Raw genomic sequence first — 22,497 nt, 5'->3', positions numbered from 1 at the left:
GATTATGGCATGAAGGTAACACCCGTTCCCATACCGAACACGAAGGTTAAGCTTCAATGCGCTAATGGTACTGCAGGGGTGACCTTGTGGGAGAGTAGGTCGTCGCCAGGTTAAAATATTCCGCGATAGCTCAACGGTGGAGCACTCGGCTGTTAACCGATAGGTTGAAGGTTCAAATCCTTTTCGCGGAGCCATTTTTATTTAAAGTATACAAAAGCTAATTAATAGCTTTTTTTTATTTGTAAAAAAATATTCTGTTATATCATATACTACATAAATTTTTATAGTAAATAGAAGTTAATAGGAATAAGTTCTATTTACTATAAATATATACTTAAGTATCAATAATTTTATATTATTGATACTTTTATGTTTTTTAGGGATAATAAATATAACATAATGTATAGTGATACTTTCAGACTATTTAGAAAATTTAGTTATTTAGAAAGGATTTTTTATTTAAAGGTAGAATATATGATAGAGGTAGTATAAATGAATATATATCTAACGAAAAGCTAGGAGGTATTGTATATGAAAGAATATAAAAGCAACAATCTAAGAAATGTAGGAATTGTCGGACATAGTGGTTCGGGAAAAACTACAATAATGGAATCAATACTCTATTACACAAAAGCTATAGATAGATTCGGTAAAGTTGATGAAGGTACTACGGTTAGTGATTATGATAGTGAAGAAAAGAAGAGAAAAACATCTATTTCTACATCAGTAGCTTTAAGTGAATGGGAAGATGTGAAAATAAATTTAGTGGATACGCCTGGATATTTTGATTATATAGGTGAAATGATTGAGGGGTTAAGAGCTGTAGATATGGCAATGATAACTGTCTGCGGCGTATCAGGTATAGAAGTTGGAACTGAAAAAGCCTGGGAATATATCAATGAACATAAGTTACCTAGAGCATTTTTTATTAACAAGTTAGATAGAGAAAATAGTAATTTTGAAGTAGTTTTGCAGCAGATAAAAGAAAAATTCGGGATATCTGCAGTACCAATTCAATATCCTATAGGGAGTGAAGAAAATTTTATAGGCGTAATAAATGTCATATCTAGAAGAGCTAGAATATTTAATCCTAAAACACATAATATGGAAGATAGTAATATACCAGAAGAATTAATGAATAAAGTAGATGAGTGTAGACAAATGGTTATGGAGGCTGTAGCTGAGACTGATGAAGTTTTATTAGATAAGTATTTTAATGAAGGTTTTCTAAGTGAAGAAGAAATATACCATGGGCTTATAAAAGGAGCTTCGCAGGGGGAAATTGCACCTATAATGTGTGGATCTGCATTGCTTGGCATAGGAATTAATACCTTACTAGAAGATATGGTTGAATGTTTTCCTTCACCAATTGATACAACTCTGTACAGTGCAAAAGACATAAAAAACAATAAATATATGCAAGTGAAAATTAATGATAGTGATCCATTCTCTGCATTAGTATTTAAAACTATTGCGGACCCATTTGTAGGCAAATTATCCATGTTTCGCGTAATTACGGGTAAAGCTAAGAGTGATACAATGGTATATAATACTAATAAAGAAAAAGAGGAAAAACTAGGTAATATGTATTTCTTAAAAGGTAAACAGCAATTTCCAACTCATGAAATTGAGGCAGGTGATATAGGTGCTGTTTCAAAACTTCAACACACTACTACAGGGGATACACTTTGTGATAGTAGCAGACTATTAATGTTTGACACTATGGATTTTCCACAACCAGTATATTCGAGGGCTATTGTAACTAAATCCAAAGGTGATGAAGATAAAATATCTAATGGATTAACAAAATTATTAGAAGAAGATCCTACATTCTCAATAGCTAGGAGTGCAGAAAATGCGCAAACTATAATTTCAGGGTTAGGTTCAACTCACCTACAGGTAATAGTTAGTAAATTGAAGAATAAATTCGGAGTTGATGTATCATTAGAAATTCCAAGGATCGCATATAGAGAAACAATTAAAAAAGCTTCTGATGTTCAAGGGAAACACAAAAAACAATCTGGAGGCCATGGCCAATATGGCGATGTAAAAATCAAATTTGAACCTAGAATAGATGGTGCAGATGATTTAGAATTTGTTGATGCAGTAGTAGGAGGAACAGTGCCAAGGCAATATATACCTGCTGTTGAGAAAGGCTTAAAAGAATGCATTCAACATGGTGTACTTGCTGGCTTCCCAGTTATAAGGCTTAAATCTACCTTACATGATGGGTCATATCATGCTGTAGATTCTTCTGAAATGGCATTTAAAATGGCCGCAACATTAGCTTATAAGAAAGGTCTTCAGGAAGCGCAGCCTGTTATATTAGAGCCGATTATGCATGTGGAAGTAACATGCCCAGAAGATTATATGGGTGATATTATTACAGATATAAATAAAAAAAGAGGTAGGATACTAGGAATGGAGTCTGTTGAAAGAGGACAGAAAGTAATAGGAGAGGTGCCACAATCAGAATTATTTAATTACGCAACAGATCTGCGTTCAATGACTGGTGCTAGGGCAAATTTCAGAGTAAAATTTGAGAGATATGAAGAAGTACCTCCAGAGGGAATGGATAAAATAATTGAAGCTAATAAAACCGTGGAATAGAAATAAAACATCAAGGAAATAAAACCGTAGTTATTCGGTTTTATTTTTTTGTTTTAAATACTACTTGTTAAGACATTATATAAATAAAAAAATATTAAATACGTATATTTTAGCTAGAATTACAAACCCTAATGTTAAATATGTCAAAGAGGGGAGAACTGAATGTCTGAATATAGATTAGACCTTATTTCTGATATTAGCTTAAGTGATTATAGCAGCATTCATGACTATATGGGGATAATTGAGCAAAATGACAAGTTCACAATTACTTCAAAAATGAAAAGTCCTGAAGAAATGAAAATATTATGTAAAATGTTAGAAAATAATTATTTTACTATTGTAGAACAAGGAGGTACGCAAAATGGCGAGTATTATATCACATCGCAAAAGGAAAGGTAAAGATGATATAATTGATACTAGGTTAATTGAGCAGGCATATGGGTCAGACTACCCCGGTAAAGTAACACCACATCCATTGGGAATTAATAGTTATTCGGATTCATCAATTATTTCAAAATCAATGGTACCATCTGTAGATTTAGAAGATGGGCTACGAATCAATAGCAATAAGAATTTATAAGGCTTAGTAGATAAACATATATATGTAGTTCATCAATATTAATTTTTAAATGTCTTTAAAACACAAATTTTAGAAATATAACTTCTGAAATTTGTGTTTTATTTTACAAAAAACTATAAAGCTGTCACGTTATGATTTAATTATTAGTTTGCTACAATATCTAGAGTGAAATAAAAGCAAACACCTGTATTTGTATTTAAAACTCCAAAATTACTTTTATGAAGATATAATATATTTTTAACTATAGATAAACCTAGTCCAGTACCACCGAGACGTTTGTTACCTGATTTATCGGCTTTGTAAAATTTATCCCAAATTCTATCTAAGTCTTCATTTTCAATAAAACTTCCTTCATTTTCTATTTCAATTAATATGTTATCTTCCTGCGTTTTCAGTGCAATTGTTATTGTCTTATTTTGAGGAGTGTACAGTGCAAATTAATTTTGATTTATCATTGAGCTTTTCTCTTAATCTTTTTACGTGGGTATCCACAGTCCGTATGTCCCCATCATAACTATATCCCCAGACATTATCCAGTAGTGCATTTCTAGATAAAACTATGCCCTCGTTCTTAATTAGGTAGGCTAGTAAATCCATCTAAAAGTGGCATCATAACATCTAATATAATTAAATCTATTTTTTTATTTTGGAATTCTAAAAGAGCGACCCTTCCGTTTTTAGCTTGTATGACTTTAAAATTTTCAATTTTAAGATAATCACTTATAAGCTTTCTAAGTCTATCATCATCTTAACAACCAATATAATTTTTTCCATAGCGTAATTCAAAGGTATGTAAACCCTTGAAAATACTCCATTCTATATTATTTTGTAAGCATTGATATATTTCTTTACTAAAAATATATCATATTAATAGATATTGGTAAAATATTTTTTCTGTATAATACATTTTGAAATAGTACACAATCTATGTATTAATGAGAATTCAAGAATTTTCAAAATAATATTGAATTTTTTTAGGCTGGGTGTTATGTTATAAAGAGGGAAAGACAAGGTCAAAATGCATTGTCTTTATATTTTTATACACAATTGCTTAGAGGGGGATTCGAATGAAAAAGCTACTATTTACTAAAAACAGAAAAAACCTATGGGATAAATTAGAAGAAAATTCTATAACCCTAATTTTTGCAGGTGAGGCGCCATATAAATCAGGAGATGAAAAATATGCCTTCACACCAAATAGAAACTTTTATTATTTGACAGGTATAAATACAGAGAAAATGATTTTAATGTTGGTGAAAAGAAATGGAAAAGTTGATGAAACACTATTTATAGAAAAAAATGATCCTGTTATGGCTAGATGGGTAGGCGAGAAAATGCCTGAGGCAGAGGCAAAAGAAATTTCAGGCATAGAGTGTATTTTGTTTTTAGAACAATTTGAAGAAGCTTTTGGCTCCATTATGGATAGAGTGAAAATAGATTATTTATGCTTGGACCTTGAAAGACAACAGTTTCACTTATCAATGACTTCTTCTCAAAATTTTGCTAAGGTTGCATTTGAAAGATATCCATATTTAAAAATAAAAAACATATACCATGAAATAGCAAATCTTAGACTTATTAAATCAGAAGAAGAAATTCAGCTAATAAGGGAAGCTATAGATGTTACAGATAAAGGTATAAAAGCACTAATGCAAAATGCTAAAGTAGGTATGAAGGAATACCAATTAGAGGCTCATTTTGATTTTACATTAAAAAGTAATGGTATAACGGATTACGCTTTTCACACTATTGCAGCTTGTGGTGTGAATGCAACTATACTTCATTATGACAAGAATAATAGTGAACTTTTGGAAGGAAAATTAATATTATTTGACTTAGGTGCACAATATAAATATTACAATGCAGACATAAGCCGTACATTCCCTGTTAATGGAAAATTTACAGAGAGGCAAAAGCAAGTTTATAATGTAGTGCTAAGAGCCCAAGAAGCAGTAATGGAAGTTGCAAAGCCAGGTATATTGTTCTCAGTTTTAAATGAAACTGCTAAAAAGGTGCTTGTAGCTGGATGTATAGAGTTAGGACTTATTAAAGAGGCTAGTGAATTACCTAAGTATTATTTTCATGGTGTAAGCCATTATTTAGGGCTAGATACCCATGATGTAGGAAGTCGTGACATGGAATTAAAACCAGGAATGGTACTAACTAATGAACCAGGACTTTATATTGAAGAAGAGAATATGGGAATTAGAATAGAAGATGACTTATTGATTACTGAAGATGGATGTGAAAATCTTTCAAAACAGATAATTAAAACTGTAGAAGAAATTGAAGAATTTATGGCATTGTAGATTTTATGAATAGTTATTTCTTTATGAATAAGTGGTAATTTTAATTACTGCTTATTTTTTAGGGAGAACAAATATTATCTGCTAGATTTTTAAAGAATACAAAAGGAGGAAAACATTATGATTAAAAAATTTATTTCTTATTACGGTCCTCATAAAAAATTATTTATATTGGATATGGTGTGTGCTTTTTTAGTAGCCTCATTAGATCTTGTATTTCCAATGGTGACTAGAAATATCTTAAATGAAGCCTTACCGCAGAATAATATAAGGCGAGTGTTTATGTTTACTGCATTACTTGTAATTTTATATTTATTCAAATTAGTATTTAATTATATAATAGAATACTGGGGTCATGTTATGGGTGTGAGAATGCAGTATGAAATGAGAAAAGATATATTCTCGCATCTCCAAACCTTATCTTTTAAATACTTTGATGATAATAAAACTGGACATATTATGTCTAAAATAATTAATGATTTAATGGAAATATCAGAACTTGCACACCATGGACCTGAGGATTTATTTATTTCAGCAGTTATGCTTATAGGATCTTTTATTGCCTTATGTACAATTAATGTGCAGCTTACATTAATAGTGTTTGCGGCGCTACCTATAATGATATGGTTTGCTATGAGCAGAAGAATTAAAATGGCAGAAGCTTTTAGAGATGTTAGAAAAGAAGTTGCAAATGTAAATTCAAACCTTGAGAATAGTATATCAGGTATAAGAGTTTCAAAATCCTTCACTAATGAAGAATATGAAATGGAAAAATTTGATGAAGGTAATGAACAGTTTAAGCAGTCCAGGCAATATGCATATAAATATATGGCAACTTTTTCTGTTGGTATAAAATTTTTTGTGGACATATTAAATGTTATTATTATTGGGTTCGGGGGATACTTCGTGTATAAGAAATGGATAAACATCCCGGATCTAGTAGCATACTTGTTATATATACAATTTTTTATGCAACCAATTCGAAGGCTTACTTCGTTTGTAGAACAATATCAATCAGGAATGGCTGGCTTTGAAAGGTTTATAGAGCTAATGAACATAGAACCTGAAATAGTTGACGCAGATAATGCTATAGTGCTTAAAAATGTATTAGGAGATATAGAGCTTAAGGATATAACATTTAGTTATAATGATAAAACCTCTATTATATCTAACATGAGCTTGCATGTAGAGGCAGGGAAGACCTTAGCTATTGTTGGACCATCAGGTGGGGGTAAAACTACCTTATGTCACTTAATTCCAAGGTTTTATGAATTATCTGATGGCGACATTTTGATTGATGGTAATAGTATAAAAGATGTTACACTGCAATCTTTAAGACAAAACATAGGTATTGTTCAGCAGGAGGTATTTTTGTTTACAGGTACTATAAAGGAAAATATATTGTATGGAAGATCTGATGCAACAGATGATGAGATAATAAAGGCTGCAAAAGATGCAAATATACATAACTTTATAACATCACTATCTGATGGTTATGACACAAATATAGGGGAACGAGGAGTTAAATTATCTGGTGGTCAAAAGCAGAGGATGTCTATAGCTAGAGTATTTCTAAAAAACCCTCCAATACTAATTTTAGATGAGGCTACATCAGCGCTGGATAATGCTACAGAAATAATAATTCAAAAATCATTAGAAAAATTATCTAAGGGAAGGACAACACTTGTAGTAGCTCATAGACTTTCTACTGTAAGAAATGCAGATGAAATCATAGTGATTACAGATCAAGGCATACAGGAAAAAGGTACCCACAGTGAATTAATAGAGGCTTCTGGAATATATTCGAAATTATATAATGCTCAATTTAAGGGTTATATTCCAGATGAAGTAGTGTAATCTAAATATAGGGTTTAGAGCCAAAAGGTTTATTTAAGTAAAAGCTTATCTTCTTTTTTTAGAAGGTAAGCTTTTTAATTTGTAAACTATATTATTTAAGAGTATTATGTATAAAAATGTAAAAAAAATCACTACGAAAATTATTGCCCAAACAAGGGTAAAAAATTGTTTTATAGAATAGTTAATATATGGAAAATAATATTCTATTATCTATGCAAGAATGAAATAAAAGTGGGCATAATTAAAAGTATAAGTAAATTCATAAGTGAGGTTTTTAGATATGATGTTTAATAAATTTACAGAAAGAGCACAAAAGGTTTTGGTCCACGCTCAAGAAGAGGCTGAGGGATTAAAGCATGGATATGTAGGCACAGAGCATATACTTTTAGGTCTTCTAAAAGAACAGGATGGGCTGTGCAAAAAATCATTGAATGATATGAAGATTTTTTCGGATGGAGTAAAAAAATTAGTATTGGAGTATGAAGGTGAAGGCGATGTAGAAATGCGCAGAAGTGAGATCCCCTTAACTCCAAGGACAAAAAGGTTACTAGAACTAAGTCTTATAGAAGCCAGAAATTTAAATCATAACTATATTAGTCCAGAACATATTTTGCTCGCACTAATTAGAGAATCAGAAGGTGTTGCATACACAATTTTAGCTAATTTAGGAGCAGATTTTAATAAACTAAGAGATAATATACTAAATAATTGGTGTTCTGAAGATACTCCAAAGGCAAATTTATCAAAAGAAAAAAAACATCATGGTACAGAAACTTTAGATCGTTTTGGTAAAGATTTAACTGAGATGGCAAGAGAAGGTAAACTAGACCCTGTTATAGGGAGAGATAATGAAACTCAAAGGCTACTCGAAATTTTGTGCAGAAGAATGAAGAATAATCCTTGCCTTATAGGAGAGGCTGGCGTGGGCAAGACAGCAATAGCTGAGGGCCTTGCACAAAGAATAGCAACAGGTAGTATTCCTGAAATCTTGAAAGATAAAAGAGTAATAACTTTGGACATATCCTCAATGGTTGCAGGTTCTAAATATAGAGGAGAATTTGAAGAAAGGCTTAAAAAGGTTATGCAAGAGATAGTGGAATCAGGAAATATTATTATATTTATAGATGAGATTCATACTATTATTGGGGCAGGTGGAGCGGAAGGAGCCATTGATGCATCAAACATATTAAAACCAGCCCTTGCTCGTGGAGAATTTCAATGCATAGGTGCAACAACTATAGATGAATACAGAAGGTACATTGAAAAAGACTCAGCTCTCGAGAGAAGATTTCAACCAATAGCGGTAGGAGAACCAAGTAAAGAGGAAGCTGTTAATATATTAAAAGGGCTTCGAGATAAGTATGAAGCACATCATAGAGTTAAGATTACAGATAGCGCAATCGAGGCGGCTGTTAGCTTATCTGATAGATATATATCTGATAGATATTTACCTGATAAAGCAATAGATCTTATTGATGAAGCTGGTGCAAAAGTAAGGATTCAAAATTTAACTGCTCCACCAAATTTAAAAGACTTGGAAGATGAAATAGATAAAATTTCTAAAGAGAAATCCGATGCCATATCAGTACAAGACTATGAAAAAGCAGCCAAACTGAGAGACACCGAAAAACAATTAAGGGATAAACTAGATAATTCCAAAAATAATTGGAAAACGCAAAACCAAACGGACGAATTAATAGTTTCAGAACTTGAAATTGCCAATGTGGTATCAAAATGGACTAATATTCCTATAGAAAAATTGACCCAAAAGGAATCAGAAAGGATGCTAAAGCTAGAAGAAGCACTTCACAGGAGAGTAATAGGACAATATGAGGCCGTTAAAGCTATTTCAAAAGCCGTTAGACGTGCAAGGGTAGGACTAAAGGACCCCAAGAGACCAATAGGTTCCTTTATATTTTTAGGACCCACTGGTGTAGGTAAAACAGAGTTATCAAAAGCACTAGCTGAGGCTATGTTTGGCAATGAAAATAATATGATAAGAATAGATATGTCAGAATATATGGAGAAGCATACTGTTTCAAGGCTCGTTGGTTCACCCCCAGGATATGTGGGATTTGAAGATGGTGGTCAATTAACAGAAAAGGTGAGAAGGAACCCATACTGCGTTATCCTTTTCGATGAAATTGAAAAAGCACATCCTGATGTAACTAATATTTTACTACAGATATTGGAAGATGGAAGGTTAACAGATGGAAAAGGAAAAACAGTGGATTTTAGAAATACAATTATTATAATGACATCAAATGTAGGAGCATCCACTCTTAAAAAACAGAAGTCTTTAGGTTTCGATATAAAAGGAAATAATGAAAACTCAGAATATGAAAAGATGAAAGAAAATATAATGGAAGAGTTAAAACGTTCTTTTAAACCTGAATTTCTAAATAGATTAGATGACATTATAGTATTTCATTCGCTAGTAGAGGAAGATTTATATAGAATAGTAGAATTAATGCTGGTTGCAGTGAAGGAGCGTCTTAAAGATCTAGAAATTAATATTAACTTTGATGAGGAAACTAAAAAACAGATAGCTCTTGCTGGACTTAATACTACTTATGGAGCTAGACCACTTAGACGGGAAATTACAAAGGTGGTAGAAGATAGGCTTTCTGAAGAAATACTCAAGGGTAATATTAATAAAGGAGATAATGTGAGTGTTTTCGTTGAAGACAGCAAGTTGGTTTTTAAAACTTTTTAAGACTTTGATTATTTGATGTTGTTTATGTATAGTAAAAAGTATATACTTGAAAAGCATAGTTTTTTTGTTTAGACCACTCTTGAGTGGTTTTTTAATTTGTATGAAATTGTGAATTTAATTTGATAACATATACAACATAAGAGAATGTTCTAATGTAGAACGTTTACCACCAATATTTTTATGTGGTATATTTAAAAAAAATAATTCTACAAGTGATTTTTATATGGGATAACTGTTTAAACTAAGGATAGTAGGTGCATGCAAATAATTAGGCTAAGAAAGGTACTTTACGTTTCAGGAGAGGAATCTGAAGAACAAATTAGAGAATACTCTAACGAATTAATGCGTATAGGTAAAACTAGTGAAATATGTGTATTTGAAATTAAAAGTTCCTTTTTATAATTGTGATGTTTATGTTAATGTAGTAGGAGGACTAAATTTAGATACGACTTCTGGAGATTTAGGCAGAAAGAAAATTATTAATAAGAATACTAATATTAGAGGTACAGAATCATTGAAGGATGTCTTAAGTAAGATTTTTTAATGATAATATCTATTAAGTAGGGAGAAAAATATGAGAGAAGAAAAAAGCAAGGAACTTATGAATATGTTGAAATTAATGGCGCCTGGGACTTCCCTCAGAGAAGGGCTTGAAAATATTTTAAGAGCTAAAACCGGTGGGCTTATTGTTTTAGGAGATGGAAAGGAGATATTAGATATTGTAGATGGTGGTTTTGGAATAAATGCGGAATATAGCCCAGCATACATATATGAACTAGCAAAGATGGACGGGGCAATTGTAATAAGTAGTGATTTGAAAAAAATATTATATGCAAATACCCAACTTATGCCAAGTCCAACTATACCAACTTTTGAAACAGGAACAAGGCACAGAACTGCTCAGAGAATAGCTAAGCAAACGGGATCTGTTGTTGTTGCAATATCACAGAGAAGAAATATCATAACGGTTTACAAAGAGGATATAAAATATGTTTTAAGAGATAGTAGTGTTATTTTAGCGAAGGCAAGTCAAGCTATACAGACCTTAGAAAAATATGTTTCAGTTCTTGAGAGAGTAGTAAGTAATCTTAATCTTTTAGAATTTCAAGATCTAGCTACCTTGTTTGATGTTATATCATCAATACAAAGGACAGAAATGGTTATGAGAATAGTTGCAGAAATCGAAAGGTATATTTGTGAACTAGGAAATGAAGGTAGACTGATTTCAATGCAACTAAATGAGTTAATTAGAAGCGTTGAAGAGGATGGAATACTTTTAATAAGAGATTATTGCCAAAGCGGTATGAATTATACGGATATGTATAGACAGATAGAAAATATGAGTTCTGAGGAACTATTAGATTTAGATTTTATTTCTAAAATAATTGGATATATAGGCGTTCCGCTAGTGGATACTTTAATTTCCCCAAGAGGATATAGAATGCTAAATAAAATACCTAGAATACCTACCAATGTTATAGAAAATTTAGTCAAGCACTTTAGGGAATTAAAAGGTACAATGGAAGCTTCTTATGAACAACTTGATAGCGTAGAGGGCATTGGTGAAGCAAGGGCTAAAGCTATTAAAAATGGATTAAGAAGATTAAAAGAGCAATTTATGTTAGATAAACAAATATAGCACAAAATAAGTTTCAACTTATTTTGTGCTATATTTCTATCTCATATTATATTTACCTAAGGTATTAATCTTGTCATACTCTTTTAAAATAATGTCATATAAATTAAGGTCCAAAAGGTTACATAGTGAGGTAGTATAAAAAAGGTTGTTTCCAAGTTCTCTCTCTAAGACTTCTCTACAGTTTTCACAAAGTTTACCTTCCATATGAGTATCAAGTGAAGCACTAAGGGTATCCAAATTCAAATCATCTATGTCATCAGGAGTATACTGCTTTTTTGCTTCAACTTTAATACAACCACAATTAGTAATAGATTTCACAACTGCTCTATTAACTCTTGCTCCAGACTCTTGAAGTTTAGTAATTATATCTAAAATACTTCTATGCCGTAATAGAGATTCATCCACAGAATTTTGAAAATTATCATATATACAATCTTTCATTGTGTTCAACTCCTTATAAAGATTTAAATAACTAGACTATACTAATTATAGGTTTTATATTATGTTTTTGTCAATAAATTAAGTACAAATTTCAGCTTATGAATATATAATAAACCAATAGGAGTTTTATTAATAGGGGGGATGTTATGTTAAATATTGGTGAAAAGGTATTTATAGCAGATTATGGTGCTGGTTATGTGCAAAATATAGATAGCAGTGAATCGCATTTTATAAAAGATAAATATGTAAACATTTATCTTTTATTAGATAATATGAATTTTTTAATTCCTTTAGATAAAATTGAAAATTATAAAATAAGAAATATTTTAAGTGAAATCGAACTAGAAACAATTTTGTGCACAATATCAAGCCGTTCTGATTATATAGAAAGCAATTGGAATAATAGGTATAGAACTAATAAGAAAAAAATCCAAAGTGGAGATACAATAAAAATGTGTCAAGTAATTAGAGACTTATATTATTTAAAGAAGGAAAATATGCTTCCACCAGGAGAAACAAAAATTTTAGAAAGAGTTGAAGGCATGGTAGCTAGTGAAATGATGCTAGTTCTTGGACTCAATATGGAAGAAGCATTGTATAAAATAAGGAATTTAGTTTAACAAATTGTTAATTGTATAGCACATTTTATTGAAATACAGAAACTTATAGTATATATTAGATAATAACAGGATATAAATTGGAATAAGTGTTAATAATTTAAAAGGAGGTGAAATTTTTTGTTAAAAAAAATTTTAAGAGGACTTTTTACTATCATAGGGCTAATTATAGGATACTTAGTAGGTGAGATGCTTCTAAGCACAAGTTATTTAGCTGGACTTAATAATTTTAAAAGTGGTACAATTCAGGGAATAATTTTCATCATTTTTTCTACTTTGATTTTTGGGATTATTTTATTTCTAATATCTCCTATAATCGTATCTTTTATAATGAAGTTTATGGATTATGTGGAGAGAAGCACACAAAAGATGCCAACATCTCAAATTATTTTTGGTACAGGTGGAGCGATAATAGGTCTTGTAATTGCATCTTTATTTGCAGGATTGTTTAAATATCAATCTCTTATATGGAATATTATTGCTGTTATTTTTACAGTCATAATGGCAGCTTTGGGAGCAGATATTTGTGCTAGAAAAAGAGACGAAATCTTATCTTTCTTTACAAGCATTAAGAAGAAAGATGGATTCAAAGATAAAAAAGTAAAGGGGTTTACTAATGAAAACCCTAAGATTCTAGATACATCTGTAATAATTGATGGTAGGATATTTGATATATGCCAAACAGGTTTTGTTGAAGGCCCACTAGTAATACCTACTTTTGTATTAGAAGAGCTTAGGCATATTGCTGATTCTTCTGATGGACTTAAGCGAAATAGAGGAAGAAGAGGACTAGATATATTAAATAAGATTCAAAAGGAATTAAATATAGAAGTTGAAATTTGGGAGAAAGATTTCCCGAATATTGCAGAAGTAGATAGCAAACTTCTAAAATTAGCTCAGGTTTTGAACGGCAAAGTAATTACTAATGATTTCAATCTTAACAAGGTAGCTGAATTTCAAGGGGTTCCAGTTTTAAATATTAATGAACTTGCAAATGCAGTAAAACCAGTTGTTCTTCCAGGGGAAGAAATGAAAATTCAAGTGATGAAAGATGGAAAAGAATCCGGGCAAGGAATAGCTTATTTAGATGATGGCACAATGATTGTTGTTGAAGGTGGAAGACGTTATATCGGTGAAAATATAGTTGTTATTGTAACATCAGTACTTCAGACTGCTGCGGGTAGGATGATTTTCGCTAAAAATAAGGATTCTTTAGTAAAAAGTTAATCAGATTACGTAAGTGAGGTTTTTTATGAGTAGAAACTGTGCCATAATTATGGCGGCTGGTAAGGGAAGCAGGATGGGCCAGAGTATTAATAAGCAATATTTAAAAATTAATGGGCATCCTATTTTGTATTATACTTTAAAAGCTTTTACGCAAAGCGATTGTATTGATGAAATTATAGTAGTTGTGCCAGAAGGCGAAGTGGACTATTGCAGAGAAGAAATAATTAATAAATATAATTTTTTAAAAGTAGTAGATGTAATTGTTGGAGGCCTTGAGAGGCAACATTCCGTGCTAAAGGGTTTAAAGGCTCTGCGAAATTGTGAAATTGTACTTATTCATGATGGAGCAAGACCTTTTATAAATGAATCTATTATTAAAAGTGCGGTGCTGTATGCTAATTTATATGGGGCTACTGCCTGTGGGGTAAAGCCTAAGGATACTATTAAGATTGTGGATTCCCTAGGATTTTCAATGCAAACTCCTGATAGGGAAATGCTTCTTTGCGTTCAAACACCTCAAGCATTTAAATATGAACTTATATTAAAATGTCATATGAAAATTAGTGAGGAGGGTATCCGGGTAACTGATGATACCATGGTCGTTGAAAGGTATGGTAATAAGGTATACCTTTATGAAGGTAGCTACAATAACATTAAGATTACAACTCCAGAGGATTTAGAAATGGGAAAGCAAATACTAGAGGGATTCCACAGTTGACACTATAACTTTTAATAGGTATTATTATTAATAACTATAAACAATAATTTTTATAATTAAATATTAGGCAATGATGAAGAATAGTAAAGGCCACTCTACAGAGAGAAAATACTAGGTTGAGAGATTTTCAAAGGTTTTGAACCCACTTTGGAGCTGTAGCAAAACTACCGGTAGTATATATCGTTAAAAAATAAGTAAAAATTTAGGTGGTACCGCGAAATAACTCGCCCTAAAACAGGGTGGGTTTTTTATTTTTTTGCTATCTTATTATTTCAAAAGAGGCGTCTTAAAAATACTAGCTTACGAATTAGATGTTTTTACAGTTTGCCTAAGATATATAAGGAGGGGTATTCATGAAATTATCAAAAATGTTAATAAGTACATTAAGAGAAGTACCAACTGAGGCAGAAATATGGAGCCATAAATTAATGCTAAGAGCCGGAATGATAAGGAAAGTTTCCTCGGGAGTTTATAATTATATGCCCTTTGGAATAAAAGTTATAAAAAAAATTGAAGAGATCGTTAGATCGGAAATGGACGGGTCAGATGCACAAGAGTTTTTAGCATCAGCGATGCTTTCTTCGGAACAATTAACAGAATCTGGAAGAGAGAATGCTTTTGGCTCAGAGATTTTTAGGCTAAAGGATAGAAATGAAAGAGAATTCTGCTTAGCAGCGACACATGAAGAAGCATTTACAGATATAGCTAGGAATGAAATTAAATCTTATAAACAACTACCGTTGAATCTGTATCAAATTCAAACAGTTTATAGAGATGAGAAAACACCAAGGTTTGGGGTCCTTAGATCAAGAGAATTTATAATGGGTGAGGCTTGTAGTTTTGATACAAACAATGAAGGACTAGATATATCTTATAATAAAATGTATAATGCTTATAATAATATTTTTACAAGATGTAGCCTTAAATACGAGGATGTGGAGGCTGATGCTGGAGCAATGGGTAGCTTTGATTCAGTAGAATTTGTTGTTAAATCTGAAGTGGGTGAAGAGGAGATAATTGTTTGTAGCACCTGCGGCTATGCAGCTAATATGGAAAACGCTCCAAGTACTCCAGAGCCTGCGGAAAAAGAGGGTTTTAAAGAGCTTAAAAAAACATTAACTCCAAATGTAAAAACTATTGAGGATTTAGCCAAGTTTTTTAATACTACAAATAAAAAATTTGCTAAAACCCTTATCTTTAAGGCCGATGATAAAGTAGTTGCTGTTATGGTACGTGGAGATAGACAGCTAAATGAGAGCAAGGTAATAAATGCAATAGGTGGAGCCATTAAATTTGAATTGGCAGATGAAGAAACTGTAATGATATCAACTTCTGCAGAAATCGGATTTGCAGGCCCAATTGGTATAGTATCTGATATATTATTAGTAGACGCCGAAGTAGCTAGTATGTATAATTTTATGGTTGGTGCAAATGATACAGGATACCATTACGAAAATGTTAATTATGAGAGAGATTTTAAAGGCATAGTTGGAGACTATAGAAAGGCAACTGAGGGAGACGAATGCACTAAGTGTGGTTCGCAACTTACCATGGATAGAGGCATAGAAGTGGCACATATATTGAAGCTAGGAACTGCACGCTCTGAATCTATGGGTGTAACTTTTATAAATCAAGATGGGAAAAATAAGCCACTAGCTATGGGATGGTACGGTATAGGTATCGATAGAACAATGGCAGCCATTGTTGAACAGCATCACGACGAAAATGGTATAAAGTGGCCAATGGCCGTAGCGCCATATCAGGTAGTAGTAGTTCCGGTATCTATAAAAGATGAAGAGCAGATGAGAATTGCGGCGGAAATTTATAATAACCTGAAACAAATAGGAGTAGAGGTTCTTATGGATGATAGAAATGAGAGAGTTGGGGTTAAATTTAAGGATTTAGATTTAATTGGAATTCCAATAAGAATTACTATAGGCAAAAAAATTTCAGAAGGTAGTGTTGAGTTTAAATTACGAAGTGCAGAAGATAATGAAATAATAGAAATAGATTCAGTGATTGATAGAATTAAACATGAGTTTGTAAATAATAACATAACATTGTAGATATAAAAAGGAGAATAAACATGGAATTTAATATGCTAAAAGGAAAATTTACAACAGAGCAAGTTAAACAATTAAACCCACTTGTGCTTGCAATAGTTGGAGATGCAATTTATGAGGTGTTTATTAGAGCCTTTCTCGTAGAAAAAAATAGAGATATGAATGCTCATAAAATACACATTAAAGCAGTTTCATATGTAAAAGCGCATGCACAAAGTGAGTATATGAAATTACTTATAGAAAATTTAAGTGAAGAAGAACTTAGTATATTTAAAAGGGCTAGAAATTCAAAAAGTGGAACCACTCCCAAAAATGCAGATTTGAATGAATATAAGTGGGCCACAGGATTTGAAGCACTAGTAGGTTTCTTATACTTAAGTGAACAGAATGAAAGATTAAACTATATTTTTGAAAAAATTATAAATTTTGATTTGGAAGATGAAACGATATAGAGTAAAAACATATTTTGTAAGTTATATTTTAAGGCGTGAAGGGGATGACTTGAGATGATTTACAGAAAGGGTTAGAGACCTGGGGAATGCGATAATATAAAAAATTAACAAATAAAAGAAATACACATATGTATTTCTTTTATTTGTAAAAAGGTCTTCGCTATATTAATAATTAATAAGCAAACTCTAGTATGAGGAGGAATAAAATTGAAAATAGCAAATTATGAAGACACAGGTTTGGATAGAATTGAGTCTTGGATAGCTCTAAACAGTAAAGAAAAAATAACAGAATGTGATTTAAGAGAGTGCTTAAAGTCTATAAATGTTTCTTTTGTCCTTGAAGAGATAGATAGGGTACAGAGTACTTTAATTTGTGAATTGAAAGACTCTTATGTACAACAAAGCCAAAGGTATGTAACTGTGAAAGACAATTCTTTTATATTGCCTGAACTTAATTATGAGGATAGCAAGAAGGCTGAGGCTTTAATAACCAAGACCTTTGAACTTTATAATAAAATGTCTAAGCACAAAGATGGTGATTTTAAAGGAAGACCTAAAGTTGAAAATTATTTACATGGAATACCAATTGAAGATGCAAGGTACATCCTTCCTCTAGCAACTAAGACAAATGTTAGCGTATCTATGAGTGCTAACAAACTTGTTGATTTATTTTATTTAATGAATGATAAGAAATATGCCAATAATTTAAATAATATTAAGATAGAATTGGTTAAACTATTACCTAATGAGTTATCATCACTGTTATTAAATATAACCCAGGATTATAATTCGAAATCAATAGAAAATTTTTACAAAGATGAATTTAAAAAAATAAATCATGATAATAATATGGTTTTACTTAATGCTTTTTCTAATTCAGATTTAAAAGTAGGGCTTGGAGCGATAACTAGTACTCAAGGGAAAACTCCCTCAGAGGTATTAGGGACATGGGGAGATGAAGCTGCTAAGAAAGCTCAAGGTGTAACAGATAGGGTTCTGGGATATGGACATGATAGTATTGCAGAGCAAGCTAGAACTACATTTGGTATGATGTGTAGTATGGTTACTTATCATCAACAAATTAGACATAGACTATCTGAAAATCATCGTGAAGAATTATTTAATATAATTAGAGATATTGATAGGCAAGTTGTCATACCCGAAACAATTAAAGAATCAATCTTTTGTAAAGAAATTGAAGAGCTTATATGTGAATTTAAGAGCTTTAGGTTTTACATAGCTGAAAAGTACGGAGAAGACAAGGCGTTGAAGTTTATATTGAACTGTGATCAAGTTAAACTAATAATATCTACAAATGCAAGAATAGATATTAAAATGCTGGCCGACAGAATTTGTTTAAATGCTCAGTGGGAAATAAGGGAATTAGCAACTAAAAAATTAGAGATACTAAGAAAACTGTCCCCTGTATTATATATTAATGCATTACCATCTTGTGTTTACGGAAAATGTAAAGAAGGAAAATTGACATGTGGGAAACAACTATTTATGAGAGAAAAATTTTCATTACAAAAGTAGCTATTATTCTAATATTATTGTATGATTACTTTACACCAATATAGATATAAAGTACTTTTTTGATTAAGTGTGTGTCTAATTTTTATATATGATAATTTATACCTCCAAAGATTTGCGAATAGGAAGGTTAAAACTATTTAGACATTACTGTTCAAATATGCAGGACCAAGTTGTGCCAATGCACCATGTCCTGAAGGTGGTATCTCCTGTGGAAAGACCATGGATATGAGAAAAAAATATGCAATTAAAATAGATAAAGAAAGAGGTAATTTAAAATGAGTGACAATAAAAAATATCAAGAAAACAAAGGCAGTAGAGGAGCTTCAAGTAGTAGAGAAGAAAAAGGTGGAACAGCTTCTAAAAGATTTAAAACTAGCGATTCGGGTACAAAAGAAAGCAAAGGCTTTTCAAGTAGCAAAGGTGGTTCAAAAGAAGGCAAGAGTTTTTCAAGTAGCAAAGGTGGTTCAAAAGAAGGCAAAAGCTTTTCAAGTAGTAAATATGAAAAAAAAGCAGCAACTCCTAGAAGATATAGAGGCGACGATGCAAGTCCACAAGAAAATCGTGGCGGCTTAGGTAACACTGAAGATAAAAACAAAGTAGTAGAAAATAAAAAGTTTACTAAAGAGAGAACTGAAATAAATCCTAGAAATAATAATGTCAGTGGTGAAGCGCAGCCTCAAATCTTGAGAGAAGATTTAATTGAAGGAAGAAATGCAGTTATAGAAGCATTAAAATCAGATAGGACTATAGAATATATTCTTATTGCCAAAGGTGATTTGGTGGGATCTATAAGTGTAGTACTGGCATTAGCTAAAGAAAAGGGAATTGTTACGAAAGAAGTAGACAGAAGAAAGCTAGATGAAATGTCTCAAACTTCAGCACACCAAGGCGTTATGGCAGTAGTAACACCTTATAAATATTTTGGATTAAATGATATATTTGAATATGCTAAGGAAAAAGGAGAAAAGCCTTTTATAATTATATTAGATGAAATTGAGGATCCTCATAATTTTGGATCTATAATAAGAACTGCAGAGGTATGTGGAGCTCACGGCATAATAATACCTAAGAGGAGAAATGTAGGAGCTACACCAATAGTTTATAAAACTTCAGCTGGTGCCATTGAGCATGTGAAAATAGCAAAAGTAACTAATATAAATGCAGCAATAGAAGAAATCAAAGAACGTGGAGTTTGGGTTTATGGTGCTGATATGGAGGCTGAAAATTATATTTTTGATACGGACTTCACTGGTGCGGTAGCTCTTGTTATCGGAAGTGAAGGGAGAGGTATTTCTAAACTTACAAAAGAAAAATGTGATGTTTTAGTGAAAATACCAATGGTTGGGAAGATAACCTCTTTGAATGCATCAGTAGCGGGTGGTATAATAATGTATGAAATTATGAAACAAAAAATCAGGTAATTCGTGAAAATATTTTTTGTTGATGGGTATAATGTTATTAATAGCTGGCCAAATCTTAAAGTAATTAAAGATTTCAGTTATGAATCTTCCCGCCTTCAACTTATTGACACTCTTCAAAACTACTCGGAATTTAAAGGTTACAAAATGTTTATAGTTTTCGATGCACACATGGTTAAGGGTAGCCTTGAAAAAAAAGAAAAACAAGGTGACTTAGTTGTGGTTTATACAAGAGAAGGTGAAACCGCTGATAAATACATTGAAAGAACCGTAAATAACATAGGCCGGAAATCCGAAATATGCGTTGTTACATCGGACTCCTTAGTACAACAGGTTACCTTTCAAAGAGGTGCAATTAGAATGTCCTCTATTGAATTTTATCATGAAGTAATAAATATAGAAAAAAAAATACGGATTAAGACAGAAAAAAAATACTTGGAAAAAAGAAATAGCATAGAAGAGAGAATAGATGAAAAAACATTAGAGAAACTTGAGAAAATACGAAGGAACCTTTGAATTGTCTTGACTATAGAAATTCCTCTAAGGTATAATCATTTATATGACACATGTTTGGTGTGGAGGTGATATTTGTTGGAAAAAATAGTTAGAGTAAGTGTGGATATTTCATGCTTTGAAGATAGGTTGGATGAAGAAGTAGTAATTGAAGCACAAAAGAGAAATGTTAGAGCTCAAGAATATTTAATTAATAAATACAAAAATTTTGTAAAAGCCAAGGCTAAGTCATATTTTTTGATTGGGGCTGATAAAGAGGATATTTACCAAGAAGGAATGATAGGCCTCTACAAGGCTATTAGAGATTTTAAGGCGGACAGATTATCTTCTTTTAGGGCTTTTGCAGAGATTTGTGTTACAAGGCAGATAATTACAGCAATAAAAACAGCCACTCGCCAAAAACACATTCCTCTTAATACATATATCTCTTTAAATAAACCAATATATGATGAGGAATCAGACAGGACATTATTGGATGTGTTATCAGGTGCTAAAATTACTGATCCTGAGGAACTAGTTATAAGTAGGGAAGAAGTAATAAGCATTCAAAATGAAATTGGAGAAGTTCTTTCGGAATTGGAAATGGAAGTGTTAATGTCATACTTAGATGGTAAATCCTATCAAGAAATTGCTTGTGATTTAGATAGGCATGCAAAGTCTATTGATAATGCTCTTCAAAGAGTAAAAAGAAAATTAGAGAAATGTCTAAGTAAAAGGTAAAAAGGTATTGACAAGTAAAGCAAACAATAGTAAAATTTATAACTGGTGTATAGCTTTTAGTTGTACGTCAGCGGGAGTAGCTCAGTGGTAGAGCACCAGCTTCCCAAGCTGGGTGTCGCGGGTTCAATACCCGTTTCCCGCTCCAAAATTAAGTGCCCATATAGCTCAGTCGGCAGAGCGTCACCTTGGTAAGGTGGAGGTCACCGGTTCAATCCCGGTTATGGGCTCCATAATTATTAAGGTCCTACAACACACTAGGATAAGTTTACTTGCACTAAAGTGTAATTATTCAAATAAGGAGGAATACAAAATGGCAAAAGCAAAATTTGAAAGAACTAAGCCTCATGTAAACATTGGAACAATAGGGCACGTAGATCACGGCAAGACAACATTAACAGCAGCTATAACAGCAGTACTTGCAACTAAGGGTTTAGCACAAGCATCTAGGTTTGACCAGATTGATAAAGCACCAGAGGAAAGAGAAAGAGGAATTACAATAAACACTTCACACGTTGAGTATGAAACAGTAAACAGACATTATGCACACGTTGATTGCCCAGGACATGCCGATTATGTAAAGAACATGATCACTGGAGCAGCACAAATGGATGGAGCAATACTAGTTGTTAGCGCAGCAGATGGTCCAATGCCTCAAACAAGAGAGCATATACTACTAGCAAGCAGAGTTGGAGTAGGATATATAGTAGTATTTTTAAACAAAGCAGATATGGTAGATGATCCAGAATTATTAGAACTAGTTGAAATGGAAGTAAGAGAACTATTAAGTGAGTATGACTTCCCAGGTGATGATATTCCAGTAGTAACAGGATCAGCATTAAAAGCATTAGAAAATCCAACAGATGAAGAAGCATCAAAATGCATAATAGAATTAATGGAAGCTGTTGATACTTATATTCCAACACCAACAAGATTAACAGACAAACCATTCTTAATGCCAGTAGAAGATGTATTTACAATTACAGGTAGAGGAACAGTTGCTACAGGAAGAGTTGAAACTGGGATACTTAAGGTTGGAGAAGAAGTAGAAATCGTTGGACTCAGCGAAGATAAAAGAAAAGTTGTA

The 22,497-nt window shown here is 32.0% G+C and carries 20 protein-coding genes, 3 tRNA genes, 1 rRNA gene and 1 pseudogene; 22 read left to right on the top strand and 3 right to left on the bottom strand.

Annotated features, from left to right (window positions below):
- The 5 genes from rrf to KPL50_RS24890 form a co-directional block, all read left to right on the top strand.
- Positions 1 to 111 (top strand): 5S ribosomal RNA (rrf, locus tag KPL50_RS24910); the annotation flags it as partial.
- Positions 112 to 119: 8 nt separating this feature from the next.
- Positions 120 to 194 (top strand) — tRNA-Asn (locus tag KPL50_RS24905).
- Between the two features lie 337 nt (positions 195 to 531).
- Positions 532 to 2,610: an elongation factor G gene (fusA, locus tag KPL50_RS24900; RefSeq protein ID WP_216301190.1), complete on the top strand. Its 2,079-nt coding sequence runs from the start codon at positions 532 to 534 to the stop codon at positions 2,608 to 2,610.
- Between the two features lie 162 nt (positions 2,611 to 2,772).
- Positions 2,773 to 3,009 (top strand): hypothetical protein, encoded by a 237-nt coding sequence (locus KPL50_RS24895; RefSeq protein WP_216301189.1) that lies wholly within the window; start codon positions 2,773 to 2,775, stop codon positions 3,007 to 3,009.
- Positions 2,972 to 3,190 carry a hypothetical protein gene (locus tag KPL50_RS24890; RefSeq protein WP_216301188.1) on the top strand — a complete coding sequence of 73 codons (219 nt, stop codon included), beginning with the start codon at positions 2,972 to 2,974 and terminating at the stop codon, positions 3,188 to 3,190. The genes KPL50_RS24895 and KPL50_RS24890 overlap by 38 nt, the downstream gene beginning before the upstream one ends.
- A gap of 143 nt (positions 3,191 to 3,333) precedes the next feature.
- Here KPL50_RS24890 and KPL50_RS24885 read toward each other — a convergent pair whose 3' ends face one another.
- A complete protein-coding gene (locus tag KPL50_RS24885) occupies positions 3,334 to 3,558 on the bottom strand; it encodes an ATP-binding protein (RefSeq protein WP_375372960.1) in 225 nt (74 codons plus the stop codon).
- Positions 3,559 to 3,601: 43 nt separating this feature from the next.
- Positions 3,602 to 3,964, bottom strand: a pseudogene (locus KPL50_RS27635) (response regulator transcription factor).
- A gap of 293 nt (positions 3,965 to 4,257) precedes the next feature.
- On the opposite strand from KPL50_RS27635, the gene KPL50_RS24870 reads away from it, so the two are divergent.
- The 5 genes from KPL50_RS24870 to disA all read left to right on the top strand — a co-directional run bounded on the left by KPL50_RS24870 (position 4,258) and on the right by disA (position 11,708).
- Positions 4,258 to 5,499: an aminopeptidase P family protein gene (locus KPL50_RS24870; protein WP_216301186.1), complete on the top strand. Its 1,242-nt coding sequence runs from the start codon at positions 4,258 to 4,260 to the stop codon at positions 5,497 to 5,499.
- A 117-nt stretch (positions 5,500 to 5,616) separates the two neighbouring features.
- Positions 5,617 to 7,353 (top strand): ABC transporter ATP-binding protein, encoded by a 1,737-nt coding sequence (locus tag KPL50_RS24865; protein WP_216301185.1) that lies wholly within the window; start codon positions 5,617 to 5,619, stop codon positions 7,351 to 7,353.
- A gap of 280 nt (positions 7,354 to 7,633) precedes the next feature.
- Positions 7,634 to 10,069, top strand: coding sequence for an ATP-dependent Clp protease ATP-binding subunit (locus KPL50_RS24860; RefSeq protein WP_216301184.1), 2,436 nt, complete (start codon positions 7,634 to 7,636; stop codon positions 10,067 to 10,069).
- A 376-nt stretch (positions 10,070 to 10,445) separates the two neighbouring features.
- On the top strand, positions 10,446 to 10,613 hold the full coding sequence (locus KPL50_RS24855) for a hypothetical protein (protein ID WP_216301193.1): 168 nt from the start codon (positions 10,446 to 10,448) through the stop codon (positions 10,611 to 10,613).
- A gap of 30 nt (positions 10,614 to 10,643) precedes the next feature.
- Positions 10,644 to 11,708 carry a DNA integrity scanning diadenylate cyclase DisA gene (gene disA / locus KPL50_RS24850; RefSeq protein ID WP_216301183.1) on the top strand — a complete coding sequence of 355 codons (1,065 nt, stop codon included), beginning with the start codon at positions 10,644 to 10,646 and terminating at the stop codon, positions 11,706 to 11,708.
- Between the two features lie 36 nt (positions 11,709 to 11,744).
- Here the strand turns inward: disA and KPL50_RS24845 are convergent, their stop codons facing one another.
- Complete coding sequence (locus KPL50_RS24845) at positions 11,745 to 12,149, bottom strand: DUF1573 domain-containing protein (RefSeq protein ID WP_216301182.1); 405 nt, start codon at positions 12,147 to 12,149, stop codon at positions 11,745 to 11,747.
- A gap of 146 nt (positions 12,150 to 12,295) precedes the next feature.
- Here KPL50_RS24845 and KPL50_RS24840 point away from each other — a divergent pair, with 146 nt between their 5' ends.
- The 12 genes from KPL50_RS24840 to KPL50_RS24785 all read left to right on the top strand — a co-directional run.
- Positions 12,296 to 12,769, top strand: a complete 474-nt coding sequence (locus KPL50_RS24840; protein ID WP_216301181.1) for a CarD family transcriptional regulator — start codon at positions 12,296 to 12,298, stop codon at positions 12,767 to 12,769.
- A gap of 117 nt (positions 12,770 to 12,886) precedes the next feature.
- Positions 12,887 to 13,993, top strand: coding sequence for a PIN/TRAM domain-containing protein (locus KPL50_RS24835; protein WP_216301180.1), 1,107 nt, complete (start codon positions 12,887 to 12,889; stop codon positions 13,991 to 13,993).
- 25 nt (positions 13,994 to 14,018) lie between these two features.
- Complete coding sequence (gene ispD, locus KPL50_RS24830) at positions 14,019 to 14,711, top strand: 2-C-methyl-D-erythritol 4-phosphate cytidylyltransferase (RefSeq protein WP_216301179.1); 693 nt, start codon at positions 14,019 to 14,021, stop codon at positions 14,709 to 14,711.
- A gap of 353 nt (positions 14,712 to 15,064) precedes the next feature.
- On the top strand, positions 15,065 to 16,777 hold the full coding sequence (locus KPL50_RS24825) for a proline--tRNA ligase (protein ID WP_216301178.1): 1,713 nt from the start codon (positions 15,065 to 15,067) through the stop codon (positions 16,775 to 16,777).
- A gap of 20 nt (positions 16,778 to 16,797) precedes the next feature.
- Complete coding sequence (locus tag KPL50_RS24820; protein WP_216301177.1) at positions 16,798 to 17,226, top strand: Mini-ribonuclease 3; 429 nt, start codon at positions 16,798 to 16,800, stop codon at positions 17,224 to 17,226.
- A gap of 207 nt (positions 17,227 to 17,433) precedes the next feature.
- Complete coding sequence (locus tag KPL50_RS24815; protein WP_216301176.1) at positions 17,434 to 18,762, top strand: FAD-dependent thymidylate synthase; 1,329 nt, start codon at positions 17,434 to 17,436, stop codon at positions 18,760 to 18,762.
- Between the two features lie 635 nt (positions 18,763 to 19,397).
- Complete coding sequence (gene rlmB, locus KPL50_RS27290; protein ID WP_309245219.1) at positions 19,398 to 20,183, top strand: 23S rRNA (guanosine(2251)-2'-O)-methyltransferase RlmB; 786 nt, start codon at positions 19,398 to 19,400, stop codon at positions 20,181 to 20,183.
- 3 nt (positions 20,184 to 20,186) lie between these two features.
- On the top strand, positions 20,187 to 20,696 hold the full coding sequence (locus KPL50_RS24805; RefSeq protein ID WP_216301174.1) for an NYN domain-containing protein: 510 nt from the start codon (positions 20,187 to 20,189) through the stop codon (positions 20,694 to 20,696).
- Positions 20,697 to 20,771: 75 nt separating this feature from the next.
- Entirely contained in the window at positions 20,772 to 21,413 is a 642-nt protein-coding gene (gene sigH / locus KPL50_RS24800; RefSeq protein ID WP_216301173.1) for an RNA polymerase sporulation sigma factor SigH, read from the top strand.
- Positions 21,414 to 21,483: 70 nt separating this feature from the next.
- Positions 21,484 to 21,558: transfer RNA gene (locus tag KPL50_RS24795), tRNA-Gly, on the top strand.
- A 9-nt stretch (positions 21,559 to 21,567) separates the two neighbouring features.
- Positions 21,568 to 21,643 (top strand) — tRNA-Thr (locus KPL50_RS24790).
- Between the two features lie 80 nt (positions 21,644 to 21,723).
- On the top strand, positions 21,724 to 22,497 hold a 774-nt coding region (locus tag KPL50_RS24785), incomplete at its 3' end, for an elongation factor Tu (RefSeq protein WP_216301172.1).

Origin of the sequence: Clostridium sp. CF012 (assembly GCF_018861755.1) — a bacterium.
Lineage (GTDB): Bacteria > Bacillota > Clostridia > Clostridiales > Clostridiaceae > Clostridium_AD.
The sequence above is the reverse complement of the archived record's forward strand: the minus strand, read 5'-3'. Positions and strand labels throughout refer to the sequence as shown.